This window comes from Actinomadura fulvescens (assembly GCF_039533225.1).
GTDB lineage: Bacteria > Actinomycetota > Actinomycetes > Streptosporangiales > Streptosporangiaceae > Spirillospora > Spirillospora fulvescens.
Genome location: NZ_BAAATD010000004.1, coordinates 338033 through 352700 on the forward strand (window position 1 = coordinate 338033; position 14668 = coordinate 352700).

General features: G+C 69.6%; 14 protein-coding genes. 11 read left to right on the top strand and 3 right to left on the bottom strand.

Translation table 11 applies throughout. The annotated features are described in order from the left end of the window. Window positions 1-61 precede the first annotated feature (61 nt). The 9 genes from ABD333_RS17355 to ABD333_RS17395 are packed head-to-tail and all read left to right on the top strand — an operon-like array spanning window position 62 to window position 9345. On the top strand, window positions 62-880 hold the full coding sequence (locus ABD333_RS17355; protein ID WP_344542100.1) for an MlaE family ABC transporter permease: 819 nt from the start codon (window positions 62-64) through the stop codon (window positions 878-880). Further along, the gene (locus tag ABD333_RS17360; protein ID WP_344542101.1) at window positions 880-1734 is read left to right on the top strand and encodes an MlaE family ABC transporter permease; all 855 of its coding nucleotides are present in this window, start codon (window positions 880-882) and stop codon (window positions 1732-1734) included. Before ABD333_RS17355 ends, ABD333_RS17360 begins: the two co-directional genes overlap by 1 nt. Then, window positions 1731-2825 carry an MlaD family protein gene (locus ABD333_RS17365; RefSeq protein ID WP_344542102.1) on the top strand — a complete coding sequence of 365 codons (1095 nt, stop codon included), beginning with the start codon at window positions 1731-1733 and terminating at the stop codon, window positions 2823-2825. Before ABD333_RS17360 ends, ABD333_RS17365 begins: the two co-directional genes overlap by 4 nt. Continuing rightward, entirely contained in the window at window positions 2822-3910 is a 1089-nt protein-coding gene (locus ABD333_RS17370; RefSeq protein ID WP_344542103.1) for an MlaD family protein, read from the top strand. Before ABD333_RS17365 ends, ABD333_RS17370 begins: the two co-directional genes overlap by 4 nt. A 1-nt stretch (window position 3911) precedes the next feature. Beyond that, window positions 3912-4946, top strand: a complete 1035-nt coding sequence (locus ABD333_RS17375; RefSeq protein WP_344542104.1) for an MCE family protein — start codon at window positions 3912-3914, stop codon at window positions 4944-4946. Continuing rightward, window positions 4946-6004: an MCE family protein gene (locus tag ABD333_RS17380; protein WP_344542106.1), complete on the top strand. Its 1059-nt coding sequence runs from the start codon at window positions 4946-4948 to the stop codon at window positions 6002-6004. Before ABD333_RS17375 ends, ABD333_RS17380 begins: the two co-directional genes overlap by 1 nt. Beyond that, window positions 6004-7086 (top strand): MCE family protein, encoded by a 1083-nt coding sequence (locus tag ABD333_RS17385; RefSeq protein ID WP_344542107.1) that lies wholly within the window; start codon window positions 6004-6006, stop codon window positions 7084-7086. Before ABD333_RS17380 ends, ABD333_RS17385 begins: the two co-directional genes overlap by 1 nt. Further along, a complete protein-coding gene (locus ABD333_RS17390) occupies window positions 7083-8396 on the top strand; it encodes an MCE family protein (RefSeq protein ID WP_344542109.1) in 1314 nt (437 codons plus the stop codon). Before ABD333_RS17385 ends, ABD333_RS17390 begins: the two co-directional genes overlap by 4 nt. A 22-nt stretch (window positions 8397-8418) precedes the next feature. After that, window positions 8419-9345 (top strand): hypothetical protein, encoded by a 927-nt coding sequence (locus ABD333_RS17395; protein WP_344542110.1) that lies wholly within the window; start codon window positions 8419-8421, stop codon window positions 9343-9345. 194 nt (window positions 9346-9539) lie between these two features. Here ABD333_RS17395 and ABD333_RS17400 read toward each other — a convergent pair whose 3' ends face one another. Both ABD333_RS17400 and rpsD read right to left on the bottom strand, forming a co-directional pair. Next, a complete protein-coding gene (locus ABD333_RS17400) occupies window positions 9540-10427 on the bottom strand; it encodes a TauD/TfdA dioxygenase family protein (RefSeq protein WP_344542111.1) in 888 nt (295 codons plus the stop codon). A 91-nt stretch (window positions 10428-10518) separates the two neighbouring features. Beyond that, the gene (gene rpsD / locus ABD333_RS17405) at window positions 10519-11127 is read right to left on the bottom strand and encodes a 30S ribosomal protein S4 (protein WP_344542112.1); all 609 of its coding nucleotides are present in this window, start codon (window positions 11125-11127) and stop codon (window positions 10519-10521) included. A gap of 70 nt (window positions 11128-11197) precedes the next feature. Here rpsD and ABD333_RS17410 point away from each other — a divergent pair, with 70 nt between their 5' ends. Continuing rightward, window positions 11198-11983: a DUF2470 domain-containing protein gene (locus ABD333_RS17410; protein WP_344542113.1), complete on the top strand. Its 786-nt coding sequence runs from the start codon at window positions 11198-11200 to the stop codon at window positions 11981-11983. A gap of 192 nt (window positions 11984-12175) precedes the next feature. Continuing rightward, a complete protein-coding gene (locus ABD333_RS17415) occupies window positions 12176-13360 on the top strand; it encodes a trans-sulfuration enzyme family protein (RefSeq protein WP_344542114.1) in 1185 nt (394 codons plus the stop codon). Window positions 13361-13487: 127 nt separating this feature from the next. Here ABD333_RS17415 and ABD333_RS17420 read toward each other — a convergent pair whose 3' ends face one another. Beyond that, complete coding sequence (locus ABD333_RS17420) at window positions 13488-14660, bottom strand: DUF5925 domain-containing protein (protein ID WP_344542115.1); 1173 nt, start codon at window positions 14658-14660, stop codon at window positions 13488-13490. Window positions 14661-14668: the final 8 nt, after the last annotated feature.

Consider the following 14668-nt stretch of genomic DNA (forward strand, 5'->3'; position numbering starts at 1 on the left):
CGAGACAGAAGGAGGCTGGAGTGACCCTTCCACCTGCCCCCGACGGGGAGGGTTCCGCCTGATGGCCCCGCCTGCTCTGCAGCAGGGCCTCAGCAAGGCCCCCGACCTGGCACGCCGGCGGGTCGAGCGGACGCTCGACGAGACCGGCCTGCTCGCCGTCACCTTCCTGGAGGGGATGCGCAGGACCTGGGACATCCGCCAGTGGTGGGGCGAGTTCATCGAGCAGTGCTGGTTCCTCGCCCGCGTGACGAGCGTTCCGGTCATGCTGATCGCCGTCCCGCTCGGCGCCACCATCTCGCTGCAGGTGGGCGACATCGCCCGGCAGCTCGGCGCCGCGTCCGGCACCGGCGCGCTGCTGGTCGCCGCGATGATCCAGCAGGTCGCGCCGCTCGCCGCCGCGCTGCTGGTCTCGGGCGTCGGCGGCTCGGCCATCACCTCCGACATGGGAGCCCGCAACATCCGCGACGAGCTCTCCGCGATGGAGGTCATGGGCATCAATCCCGTCCACCGCCTGGTGACCCCGCGGCTGTGGGCGGCGAGCACGGTCTCGATGTTGCTCTGCTCGGTCGTGATCCTGGCCGGGGTCATGGGCGGCTACTACTTCAACGTCATCCAGCAGGGCGTCAGCCCCGGCGCCTTCTTCGACGGCGCCACCACCCTGCTGCAGTTCCCGGACCTGCTGATCACCCTGTTCAAGGCCTGGATCTTCGGCTTCATCGCCGCGGCGGTGGCCTGCTACATGGGCATGAACTGCGACTACGGGCCGGTCGGCGTGGGGCGCGCGGTCAACCAGGCGGTGGTGGTCACCTCGATCGTGGTGTTCGCCGCCAACTACGTGCTCACCATGATCTACCAGGTCCTCTTCCCCCCGAGGTTTTGATGGTCGCCATCTCCCCCGTACGCAAGCTCGGCCGGGCGGTCTCGGACCGGTCGGCGGGCCTGATCGCCTCGGCCAACCTCCCGATCTTCCTGGGCCGGGTGCTCTACCACCTGTTCTTCGACATCATCCTGCGGCGCAAGTACGGCAAGACGCTGATGAAACAGGTCAGCGACATCACCGTCGGCGTCGGCGCGCTGGTGATCGGCGGCGGCATGATCTTCGTCATCGCGACGATGTCGCTGGCCACCGGCGCGATGGTCGGCCTGCAGGGTTATCCGGGCCTGGAACGCATCGGCGCGGAGGCGTTCACCGGGCTGGTGGCCAGCTACTCCAACGTCCGCGAGGTGACCCCGATCATCGCCGGGGTCGCGCTCGTCGCCCAGGTCGGCACCGGCTTCACCGCCGAGATCGGGGCGATGCGCATCTCCGAGGAGATCGACGCGCTGGAGGTCATGGGCATCAACTCCCTGGCCTACCTGGTGTGCACCCGCGTCGCGGCCGGGGTCATCGCGCTCGTGCCGCTCTACCTGGTCTCGCTCTTCATGGCGTTCTGGGCCACCCGGTTCATCACCATCCAGTACTTCGGCCTCTCGCCCGGCATCTACGACTACTACTTCCACCTCTACCTGCCGCCGATCGACGTGTTCTACAGCGTCATCAAGGTGGCGGTGTTCGCGTTCATCATCATGTTCGTCCACTGCTACCGCGGCTACTACGCCGCGGGCGGCCCGGTGGGCGTCGGCGTCGCGGCGGGGCGCGCGATCCGCGAGTCGACCATCCTCATGATCCTCATGAACCTCGTCCTCTCGTACATCTTCTGGGGGCACGGCAGCACAGTGAGGTTGACCGGATGAGCGAGGAAGCACTCTCCAGTACCTCCCGGCTGGTCTTCGGCCTCGCGGGCGCGGGCGTCATCGCCGCCGCCGCGGTGTTCGTCGTCGTCGGGTCGCGGCCCGCCACCGAGGGCTCCACGTACTACACCGCGACGTTCGGCCGGGCCGGTCAGGGCCTGGACGCCGGCAAGTCGGACGTGAAGATCCGCGGCATCACGGTCGGCACCGTGCAGAGCGTCCGGCTCGACCCGGCGGGCAAGGTCAGCGTCCGGCTGCGGGTCGACAAGGGCGTCAAGGTGGCCGACACCACCAGCGCCCGGATCGAGCCGGTCTCGGTGTTCGGCCCCAAGGACCTGGCGCTGGAGCAGGGGGCGCACGAGCTCTCCGGCCCGTACCTGCGCGACGGCGGCACGATCGCGAAGACCACCGATCCCCAGGAGCTCTCCGACACCGCCTGGCCCACGTACCGGCTCACCAAGGCGATCAACCCGGACGAGGTCGCCGCCATCGTGCGCACGTTCGGCGCGGGGCTGGCCGGGCAGGGACCGGCGCTGCGCCGCACGATCGACAACGGCGGCACGGTGATCGACGGGGCGCACGCCAACCGCGCGGTGATCCAGGGCCTGATCAACGATCTCGGGCTGCTGGGCGGCACGCTCGGCGGCAAGGGCGGCACCTGGACGGCGTTCACCCGTGACTTCAACCAGGTCGCGCCCGCCATCAACGGCAACCCCGACAAGGTCGCGCGGCTCCTGGACGAGGCGGGCGAGCTCGCCTCCCGGGTCGGCACGTTCGCCGACCAGCACGGCGGCAACCTGAGCAGCCTCATCGACGGGGCGGGCGACGCCGCGCGGGTGATGGCCAGGGAACGGCGCAACGTGCCGGTCCTGCTCGACAGCCTGAACGAGTTCTTCGGGCTGCTCGGGCAGATCATCCGGGTGCCCGGGCCGGAGGGCTCGCTGCTGGCGCAGGCCAGGGCGACGCTGCCGCTGGACCTGTGCGGCATCTTCGCGGACGTGTGCCCGCGGCCGGCGAAGACGGCGTTCGACCAGAAGTCGAACCCGAACGCCGGCAACGGCGCCGCCAAGCCAGGAACGGGGGCCCGGCCATGAGCCTGTTCGGCCGCAAGACCGGGCGCGGACCCCAGTGGGGCGTGACGGCCAAGTTCGGCGTGTTCGTCGTGCTGACCGGGCTGCTGACGTTCTTCATCGGCCAGCAGATCCTGGGGACGAGCTTCAACGAGCGCTACAAGCTGACCGCGACCTTCGACGACGTCACCGGGCTGCTGGAGAACGACATCGTCAAGGTCGCCGGCACCCCCGTCGGCCAGGTCAAGAGCATCAAGGTCGAGATGGGCAAGGCCGTCGTCGGAATGGAGATCGACGACGACGTCCGGGTCCCGGACGACTCGACCGCGGCGATCCGCTGGCGCAACGCGATGGGGCAGCGGATCGTCTATCTCGAACCGGGTGCCAGCCAGGCCAAGCTCGCGCCGGGCTCCCGCGTGCCGAAGACGCGGTCGGTGGTGGACCTCGGCGACATCGTCAACAGCCTCGGCCCGATCACCCGCAACCTCGACCCGGTCCAGATCAACAAGATCCTCTTCTCGTTCTCGCAGGCCCTGGACGGCAACGAGCAGAACATCAACCTGATGATCCAGAACCTGGACGGCCTGCTGCGCACGTTCGCCGCCCGCAAGGACACCATCCGGTCGATGATCGAGGACTACGAGACGGTCAGCGGCGCGGTGGCCGTGCGCGACCGGCAGATCGCCGCGAGCGTCGACAACCTCGCCGAGCTGACCAAGGTTTTCGCCAACAACCACAAGCTGCTGGAGAACGCGGTCGTCGAGGTCGCCGGCGTCACGACCAACCTCAACCAGGTGCTCGGCGGCAACGACGCGCAGCTCGGCCGCATCATCGGCAACCTCGGCAAGTTCGCCGAGACCTTCCGGATCAACGTCGACAACCTGGAAAAGATGGTGCAGAACCTTCCGCTGACGCTGCGGCAGCTGTTCGCCGCCGCCAACGGCGGGCACTACCTGCGCACGAACGCGCTGTGCCTCAACATCGTGCAGGGGCCGTGCCCGTTCCCGATGCGGTTCCCCAAGTCGGACACCGGCACGCAGGCACAGGGTCCGTCCCCGGCCGACCTGGCCAAGCTCAAGGCGATGCTCCAGGGCAAGGGGGGCGGCTGAGATGGCGCTCAAGTCCCTGCGCGACGTCAACCACAAGCTCGTCGCGATCGTCTCGCTCGCGGTCCTGGCGGCGGCGTGCGTGTTCGCGTTCGCCGTCGGGCAGCTGCACCTGTTCGACCGCGGTTACACGATGAGCGGGGTGTTCACCGACACCGCGGGGCTCAAGAAGGGCCAGGACGTCCGGGTCGCCGGCGTCAAGGCCGGCCGGATCACCTCGGTGAAGCCGGACTTCGCGAAGGGCAACGTGGTCGTCGAGTGGCACGTGAACGCCGGGATCGACCTCGGCCCCGCCACCCGGGCCGAGATCCAGACGACCACCCTGCTGGGCGGCCGCTACCTGCGGCTCGCCGGCCCCGTGGCCAAGCCCTTCATGGCCGAGGTGCCCGAGTCGCGGCGGCGGATCCCGATCGACCGCACCAGCGTCCCGTTCACCGTGCCGGACGCCATCGAGGGCGCGCAGAACATCGTCGGCAAGCTCGACCAGAAGAGCATCGACACGCTGCTCACCCAGATGTCGAAGATCCAGTCGCCGAGCGCGCCGAAGCTCCGGCAGATGCTGGTCAACGTGCAGACCCTCAGCCGCACGCTGAACGAGGCGACGCCCGAGGTCCAGAAGCTCATCGAGAACAGCAAGAACATCACCGGCGTGCTGGCGGCCAAGGACGAGAAGCTCCGGCAGATCATCGCCGACAGCCAGATCCTGCTGCGCACGCTGGTGGAGCGGCGCAACGAACTGGCGGCCACGATCGGGCAGGGCAGCAGCACGGTCCGCACCCTGTCGAACGTGATCTCCAAGCACCAGACCGACCTCGACCGGCTGCTGGACAACCTGCATCTGCTGACCACCCGGCTGGCCCCCAACCTGGACGCGCTCAACACCGACTTCTCGCTGCTGGGCCCGACGTTCATCCAGGTCGCCAACCTCAAGGGCAACGGCCGCTGGGTCGAGGGACTGCTCACCGGGCTCGGGCCGATCCAGCCGCCCGGGCCGATCTCCACCCGGCGCGGTTCGGGCGGCCAGGGCGGAGGCGACTGATGAGATACCGCGTTCCGGTGATCGTGGGGCTCTGCGCCGCGCTCGTCACCACGCTCGGCGGGTGCTCGGCGCTCCCCGGCGCGTCCGGCGGCGACCGGACGATGACCGTCTACCTGCCCAAGGCCCGCTCCTTCTACAAGGACTCCAAGGTCAAGGTGATGGGCGCCGACGTCGGCCTGGTCGACTCGGTGGAGAACCAGGGCGACAAGGTCAAGGTCACCTTCCACATCCGCGACGACGTCCCGCTCCCGCAGGGCGTCCAGGCCTCCGTGGTGCCGCTCAACCTGGTCGGCGAGCGCAACCTGGTGCTGCACCCGGCCTGGAAGCCGGGACAGCCCAAGGAGACCTCCAACGAGATCCCGATCAACCGCACCAGCGTGCCGGTCGAGGTGGACGACGCGCTCAGCTCGTTCACCAACCTGGCCAACGCGCTCGACCCGACCAAGATGCAGAACGCGCTCGGGGAGGCGGCCGACTCCTTCCGGGGCAACGGCAGGGAGTTCAACGCGACGCTGGAGCAGAGCGCGCGGCTCGTGGAGAACGTCGCGGGACAGGACCGGCAGCTGATCGAGGTCGCCCGCAACCTCGACCGCCTCGCCGGCGTGGTCCGCGGCCGCGAGCAGGTGCTCGGCCAGCTGATCCGCGACTTCGGCGAGGCGACGCGGGTGCTGAGCGCCGAACGCGGTGAGATCCAGCAGCTCATCACCGGGATTCTGGAGCTGTCCAAGAACGGCGACAAGCTGATCCAGAAGTACAAGGGCCAGCTGCCCTATGACCTGGCCGTGCTCACCAAGGTGGCGCTGATGCTCAAGGGCAACTCCAAGCAGCTCGCGTTGCTGGTGAAGTCGTTGCCCGGCATCGGTGAGGCGCTCATCGGCGGCTACAACCCCGCCAACAAGTCGCTGCAGATCCGCTTCGCCACCGACGCGTTCCTGCGCACGTGGCTCAAGGGCCTGCTCAAGACCGACGACGTGAACTGCCCGCTGCCCCCGCCCAACTCCAACTGCCCCTGGCAGAACCGGCAGGGCGACGGGCAGCAGCGGAACGGAGGCAACTGATGAGGCGGCCGATCATCCGCGGTCTGCCGTTCGTCGTGCTCGCCGCCGTGCTGGTGCTGACGGGCTGCTCGTACAAGACGGCCGGCGCGCCCGGCGGCGGGCTCACCCTGCACGCCACGTTCACCGACGTCCAGGGGCTGGTCGCCGGGCACAGCGTGCAGATGTCGGACGTCAAGGTCGGCAGCGTCACCAAGGTCGAGCTCGACAAGACGACCTACAGGACCAGGGTCACACTGTCGATCAAGGACGGCATCCGGGTGCCGCGGACCGTCAGCGCGGAAATCAAGATCACCTCATTGCTCGGCGAGAACTACGTCGACCTGCGGCTGCCGCCGGGCGGCCGGCTGGACCAGGGCCCGTTCCTGGCCGCCGGCAACGACATCGGCCGCACCAGCGTGCAGCCCGCGTTCGAAGAGGTCGTCGGCCAGACCGGCCCGCTGCTCAAGGCGCTGGCGAGCGACGACGTGGCGGCCGTGGTCAACGCCGGGGCGACCGCGCTGGACGGGAACGGCCACAAGCTCAACACCATGATCGCCAAGTCCGGTGACCTGGTGAAGGTCTTCGCCGACCAGCGCCAGCAGCTGGCCTCGGCGGTCGACCAGTTCGCCAGGCTCGGCAACTCGCTGGCCAAGGGCGGCGCCGATCTGGAACGGGCGCCGGTGGAGCTGGAGAAGACCACCCGGCTGCTGCGCGACAACAAGGAGAAGATCCTCAGCGTCGTGGCGCGGCTCACCCGGATGGCCCGCGAGCTCAACGACAAGGTCCTCGAAGGCCGCGTGCAGCGGTTCAAGGGCCTGCTGCGCGACCTCGACCCGGTGCTGGCCCAGCTCGGCAACAACCGCAAGCGGCTGACCGATCTGGTCAACGGCCTCGTCACCTTCACCGACAAGCTCCCCAGGGCCAGCTACGACGGCCAGCTCCTGCTCTATCCGCTGCTGCGCCTGGTGTGGCCGGACGGCAGCCCGGTCATCCCGGGCCTGCCCGGGAACGGCGGCGACCAGAAGACCAGGGCCGACCAGGTGCCCAAGGAACTGCGGGGAGCGCTGCCGGACCTCGACAAGATGCTGAGGACGCCGCGATGAACAGACGCCTCACGATCAACCTCGGCGTGTTCGCCCTCCTCGCCGTGCTGATGGTGGTCTGGGCGTTCAACAACGTCATCCGGTTCGACTTCATCGACCGGCCGTACCACATCACCGTCGAGTTCCAGTCCTCACCGGGGCTGCACCCCAACTTCGAGGTCGACTACCTCGGCACCCGGATCGGCAAGATCGACTCGGTGAAGCTGCGGAAGGACAAGGTCGTCGTCAAGCTCGACATCGAGCAGGGGGTCGAGATCCCGCAGGGGGTCACGGCGCAGGCGGCGCGCAAGTCGGCCGTCGGCGAGCCCGTCGTCGAGCTGACGCCGCCGCCCGGAGTCAACCCGAACGGGCCGAAGATGAAGCCGGGCACGGTCATCCCGGTGTCGCAGACCAAGGTCCCGCCCAAGTACGGCGACCTGTTCGGCGCGGTCATCGACACGCTGAAGGCGATCAAGCCCGAGGACGCCCAGACGCTCACGCACGAGCTGGCCGCGGGCTGGTCCGGCCGGGAGAACTCGCTCCGCCAGATCATCGCCGGCAGCGACCAGCTCTCCGCCACGTTCGCCCAGAACAGCGAGCTCCTGGACGGCCTGACCAAGGACTTCGGCAAGATCACGCGCGTGCTCGCGCAGAACCGCGGCGAGCTGGCCGCGGGCATCGACAACGTCGCCGCCCTGACCGCCGCGCTCAGGGAGGTCCGCGGTGAGCTGACGCGACTGCGCGACGACGGCCCGCAGCTGCTCAACACCGTGAACGCCCTGCTGGACCAGTCCGGCGGCGACCTCGAATGCACCATTGACTCGCTGGGTACGCTCGGAATCACCAAACACAACCCCAATGCGCTCGGCGACCTGCGCGACACCCTCCGCCAGGCACCGGCGCTCAAGAACGTGCTCCAGAACATCATCGGCACCGACCAGGGCCAGCCGGTCCTCAACGTGGTCTTCCTGATCACCCTCAGGACACCGGCCACGCTGGAGTACAGGTACCCGCTGCCGCAGCCGACCGCGGGCAAGATCCCGAACTGCCCCGACGGGCGGGACCCGATCAAGGTCAAGCAGAAGCCCTACAAGTCCAAGAACCCCGGCCAGACCGTCCCCACCCATGACCCGTCAGTCCAACGGGCGGCGGAGCTGAAGGCAAAGAATGCCGCCGACCACTCGGCGGATTCCACCGGCGGGCCGCCCGCTTGGCTAATGTACGTGCCCCCGCTCCTGGCGCTGCTGGTGCTGATCAAGGTCGTGATGGGCTCGGTGCCCGTCGTGTCCCGGATCGGCAGACTGCGCCGCCGCGGTGACCAGGACGACTGATTCCCATCCGAGGAGTACCGAAGTGACAGCCAAGACCTCCAAGGACGTCACGGGGAAGACCGTCGGCGCCGAGACGGACGAGACCGTGGCCGACGAGGTCGAGGTCGAGGAGACGACGCCCAAGCCCGCCGCCAAGCGCAAGCGCCGCGTCCGGGTCATCGAGGTGCTCGAAGACGAGGATCTGGACGAGGTGCTCGAGTCCCTCGAAGACGAGGACGACGAGGAGCCCGCTCCCAAGAAGAGGACCGTCGCCAAGAAGGCGAAGCCCGCGATCGTCGAGGCCGACGAGGAGGACGAGGAGGAGGCCGAGCCCGCTCCCGAGCCCGCCCGGCGCACCTCCGCGGCGGCGGACGACGCCCAGCCGACCCTGCTCGGCCTGCCCCGCAACGCGGCCATCGTGGCCGTCGTCCTGGTGGCCCTGCTCGCGAGCGTGGCCATCTGGCAGTGGCGGAGCGCGAGCGCCGCCGCGGGCGAGGAGGACGAACGCGCCGCCGTCGTCGCCCGGGCCTCGGCCTTCGGCGATCTCGCGACCTCCTACAACGCGGCCAACTACGAGAGCCAGATGAAGAAGATCCAGGGGCTCATGGCGGGCGACCTGCTGGAGAGGTACAAGAGCTCCACGGTCCAGAGCCTGCCGCAGGCGTTCAAGAGCAGCCCCCAGGCCGCCCTCACCTCCAAGACCAAGCAGGTCTACGTCGGGAGCGTCGACGGCAAGTTCGCGACCGTCGTCGTCTCCGTCGACATCACGGTGAGCGACGGCAAGAACCAGAGCGCGGCCCCGCAGAGCCTCATCCGGCTGTCCCTCGTCAAGGAGAACGGGGAGTGGAAGGTCAGTCAGATGCACGCCTCGGGAGACGACGGCTCCGGATCGGGAGGCCTGCCCGGCGTCCCGAACGGCCAGCAGACGCAGCAGCCCAAGAACGACAAGAGCGAGAAGCCGAAGAACTAATCTCGAACGCGGGGGCGACCTGCACTGAGCGCGGGCGAGTCAATCGACGACCCCGGCCCGCACGCGAGCGCGCTAACGGGTCGTGAAGCGAGCCGAAGGCGAAGCTTCACGAGAGATCGCGAAGCGATGTCGCGCTCGCACGCTTTTGTGGTTCGGGGGCGAGCCGCCAGGCGAGCCCCCGAGGCCACGAAAGCCTACAAGTAACGCGCTGCGGCGGCTTCGGCTGGGGCGTCTTCGCCGGTCACGCCGCCGGGGCCGGTCGGGACGCCGCTGTCGACGGATTCGGGGGCCATGAAGGTGACGCGGTGCATCTTGCGGCGCTGGGTGTAGTCGGCGACCGCGTAGTGCTGGGTGGGGCGGTTGTCCCAGAAGGCGAGCGTGCCGACGCGCCAGTTGAGGCGGACCTGGAACTGGGGGTCGCGGACGGCGTCGAACAGCAGGGGCAGGATCGCCTCGTTCTCGCGGCGCGACAGCCCGATCAGGCGGGTCACCGACGACCGGTTGACGTACAGCGCCTTGCGGCCGGTCTCCGGGTGGACGCGGACGACCGGGTGGATCTGCGGCGGGTTCTTGTCCTGCATGTCGCGCAGGTCGAAGCGGTGGCCCTTGTCGATCGCCTTGGAGATGGACATCGTCAGGTCGTGCTCGGCGTACAGCTCGTCGCACAGGCGCTGGAGCCAGGGCGCGAGCGAGTCGTACACCAGGTACATGTTGGCCCAGTTGGTGTCGCCGCCGACCTCGGGCAGGATCACCGCGCGCAGCAGGGAGCCGGTCGGCGGGCGCTTCATGAACGTGTTGTCGGAGTGCCACTGGTCGCCGCCCTCGCCCTTCGGCGCGGTCTGGTCGAGCACGTGGATGGCGCCGCCGTCGAGGTTCATCTTCGGGATGTCGAGGGTCCCGAAGTTCATCGCGAACGCCTCGTGCTGGGCGTCGCTGATGTGCTGGTCCCGGAAGAACAGCACACAGTGGTCGAGCAGGCCCTGCCGGATGGTCTGGACCTGCTCCTCGTCGAGGGGCTTGGCCAGGTCCAGGCCGGTGACCTCGGCGCCGATGTTCGCGGTGACGCGGTGGAATTCGATCATGTCCTGGGGCCTCCATCGGGGTACAGCCAAGCAATCGCTAGGTTGATGCTAACCGATGGAGGCCGCCCGCCACACCCCCGGCCCGGCCGCCTCAGCGGGAGTAATGCTCGACGACGAGCTGCTCGTCACAGATCACCGGGATCTCCGAGCGCTCCGGCAGTCGGGTGAACTGCGCGGCGAACGCCTCGTGGCGCACGTCGAGGTAGCCCGGCACGTTCTCGCTGTGCACGCCGGTCGCCGCGACCTGGAACGGCTCCATGGAGCGGCTGCGCTCGGCGATCGTGATCACGTCGCCCGGGCGCAGGCGGTACGAGGGCCGGTCGACCCTGCGGCCGTTCACGAGGACGTGCCGGTGCACGACGAACTGGCGGGCCTGGTAGATCGTGCGGGCGAAGCCGGCGCGCAGCACGAGCGCGTCCAGCCGGCGCTCCAGATCGACGATCAGCGCCTCGCCGGCCTTGGCGCCCTTGACCTTGGTGGCCTTGGCGAACGCGTTGCGCAGCTGCGCCTCGCGGATGTTGTACTGCGCGCGCAGCCGCTGCTTCTCGCGCAGACGGACCTTGTAGTCCGACTCGTTCTTGCGGGCCCTGCCGTGCACGCCGGGCGGGTACGGGCGGGCCTCGAAGTACTTGACGCTCTTGGGGGTCAGCGGGATGCCGAGGGCCCGTGACAGCCGGACCTTCGGACGGGGGTTGTTCATCGTCCTCCTTCAGTGGTTAGGTAAGCCTTAGTTAGGTAAGCCTAACCTACGACAGCAAAGGAGGGTCGCGATGGGTCGCAGGGTTGGCTCTATGGGGCGGCCGGGCGCGGCGGAACGGGCGCGAACGCTGGCCTATGGGGTGGCAGACGGGGTGCTGGCGGTGCCCGGCGTGCCGTATGCGCCGGTAACCGCGCACGTCACCGATGAGAACGGTCGTCCGCTGCTGCTCATTCCCACGAGTTCGCCCGTCGCCGCGGCGTTGCAGGGCGAGCCGGATCTGCCCGCGACCCTCCGCATCTCCGATGTGGCCCCGGTCGCGCTGGCCGACCGCGTGCGCGGCCGGGCCTGGCTGCACGGCTGGCTCACCGAGGTCCCGGCGGAGGGACGGCGGGACGCGGCGCTGCGGCTGTCCCGGCTGCATCCCCGCCCGGAGCTCCTTGATCTCGCCGACGACACGGAATGGACGGTCCTGGCGCTGGAGATCGCCGAGGTCGAGATCGACGACCCGTGGGGGACCGCCACCCTGGAGCCCGAGGAGTACGAGGCGGCCGCGCCCGATCCGTTCGTCGCGATCGAGGCGGGCATCCTCGAACACCTCGACGTGGCGCACCGCCCCGAGCTCGCGGCCCTGGTCGGTGACCGCCTCGGTGATCGCCTCGGTGCCCCCGGTGGGCAGGCGCCCGTCATCCGTCCCCTCGCGCTGGACTCCTACGGGATGTGGCTCCGGTGTACGTATGTCAACGGATCGGCCGCCGGCGAGCCGTTCGATCTGCGGGTGGTCTTCCCCGAGCCTGTCCGGGACCTCCACACCCTCCGATGCGTCTACCGCAGGATGCTGGCGCCGCAGGCGTCGTGAACGGCATCGCGCGCCCGGCCGGCTGCGTGGTCCGGTGCAGTGGTCTCCCGGATGTGACGGCGGCGCGTTCGGGCGATGCTCGTATTTGGCCGTGGGTCGCCTCTGCAGCGGGGTGCGGAGGCGGCTCCGGTCCAAGGCCACATTCCCGAATTGGCCCTGTGCGGGCTCCCTGACCTGGCGGAGGCTGGAGCCATGAGCTCCGAACACCCCGAGACCCGCGCCGTCCACCCGGCCGTGGTCCAGCCCGCCGGAAGCCGTCCGCTGAGTGTGCCGATCTACCAGGGGCACCTGTTCGCCTTCGACTCCGCCGATGACATGGCCGCCGCGTTCGACGGGCCGCAGGGCGCCTTCTTCTACAGCCGCCTGGGCAATCCCACGGTCCGCGCGTTCGAGAACGCCGTCGCCGATCTGGAGGGCGGCACGTCCGCGCTGGCCACCGCGTCCGGGATGGGCGCGATCAACGCCGTGCTGATGTCGCTGCTGCGGTCCGGCGACCACGTGATCGCGCAGTCGTGCCTGTACGGCGGGACGTACGCCCTCCTGAAGGACCTCGCCGAGCGCTGGGGCGTCGAGGTCACCTACGTGACCGGCGACGATCCGGCCGAGGTACGGGCGGCGCTGCGGCCCGAGACGCGCCTGCTCTACCTGGAGACGATCGCCAACCCGACCACCCAGGTCGTGGACCTGCCCGCGCTGATCGCGGAGGTGGGCGACGCCCCGGACGTGCGCACGGTCGTCGACAACACCTTCGCCACCCCGCTGCTCTGCCGCCCGATCGAGCACGGCGCGGACATCGTCGTCCACTCCGCGACCAAGTTCCTCGGCGGTCACTCCGACATCATCGGCGGCGTCGCGGTCTTCGCCGACGCGGACGTGCACCGCCGGGTCTGGGACCACGCCGTCGAGCTCGGCGCCACCGCCGACCCGTTCGCCGCCTGGCTGGCGATCCGCGGCCTGGCCACCGTGGCGCTGCGCGTCGCGCGGCAGAACGAGACGGCGCTCGACCTGGCCCGCCGTCTCGCGGCCCACCCGGCCGTGGCACGCGTCAACTACCCGGGCCTGCCCGAGCACCCGCAGTACGAGCTGGCGCGGCGGCTGCTGGACGGACGCGGCGGCGGCGTCCTGTCGTTCGAGCTCGCCGGTGGACGCGAGGCGGGCCGTACGTTCATCGGGGCCGTCCAGCTGGTGTCGCTCACGCCATCGCTAGGCGACGTCAAGACACTGGTGATGCACCCGGCGAGCACGTCCCACCGCCAGCTCGACGCCGCCGCCCTGGCCGCCGCCGGGATCGGCGAAGGCACAGTACGCATGGCCGTCGGCATCGAACACGCCGACGACCTGTGGTCCGACATCGCGCAGGCCCTCGCCAAGCTGTGATGATCGCTCTCGCGCAGCGACCTCAGCCCGCACGCGAGCGCGCTAACGGGTCGGGAAGCGAGCCGAAGGCGAAGCCGAAGCTTCACGGGAGATCGCGGAGCGAGGCCGCGGAAGCAATGAACACGGATCAGAGGTAGAAGCCGGTGGCGGTGGCGGGAGCGCTCTCGGTGACGGGGCGCTTCTCGCCGTTGCGCAGCGCGACCAGCTCGGCCAGGGTCGCGCCGCCGGAGCCGATCTGCGCCGCCCGGTCGGGGTCGTCCTCGCCGAGCCAGGAGACGGCCTCGGCCTGGGTGAGCGGCCCCACCTCGATCTGCGCGAGGCAGCGCCCGGGCCGGACGACCGCGGGGTGCAGCCGTGCCAGGTCCTCGTTGGTGGTGATCGCCACCAGCACGTCCCGGCCCTGGCCCAGCATGCCGTCGGTCAGATTGAGCAGCCGGGACAGCCCCTGGCCGGCCGCGTCCTTGGCCTCGCCGCGGATCAGCTCGTCGCAGTCCTCCAGGATGAGCAGCCGCCAGCGCCGGTTCTCGTCGTCCTCGTCGTAGCCGACGGCGACCTGCATGAGGTAGCTCGGCGTGCCGAACAGCGCCTCGGGGTCGAGCACGCAGTCGGCCTGGCACCACTCGTCCCACGACCGTGCCAGCGCCCGCAGCGCCGTGGTCTTGCCGGTGCCGGGCGGACCGTGCAGGAGCAGGAGCCGGCCCGTGACCTCGTCCCGGCGCAGGCCCATGACCTGGTCGAACGCGTCGGCCACCGGGGAGGTGTAGTTGGCGCGGATGTCGGTCCAGGTGTCCGCCGAGATCGCGCGCTCGGTGCGGACCGGGCCGCGCGGGCCGGTGTGCCAGAAGCCCATCTGCACGTTGGTGTCGTCGGTCTTGGGCGGCTCGGTGGCGTCCAGCGTGCACTCGTCCATGATCGACTCAGCCAGTTCGGCGGAGACGGCCGAGACGGCGAGGTAGGCGGTGCCGTGCTTCCACCGGTTGGTGAGCAGCGTCCAGCCGTCGCCCTCGTACAGGACGGACTCCTTGCTCTTCTCGTGGGCGACGCGGATCACTTTGCTCTCGGCGGCGGGACGCAGCGGGGCCTCGGCCTTGACGTGCTCCAGCTGGAGGGACCGCGACCAGGGCTGCTCACCGGACGCGAACGGGCGCAGCGACAGGACGTCCATGACGTCGGCGGGGGAGTTGCTGTCGGTCAGGTTGAGCACTACGGGCAGCGTGAGGTCCGCCCCTGGATCGGCGTGCCGCTCATGGGGTTCGACGAGATGCAGAATCTCCTGTGGCCTCTCCCGCGACGTGGTCATACATCGAT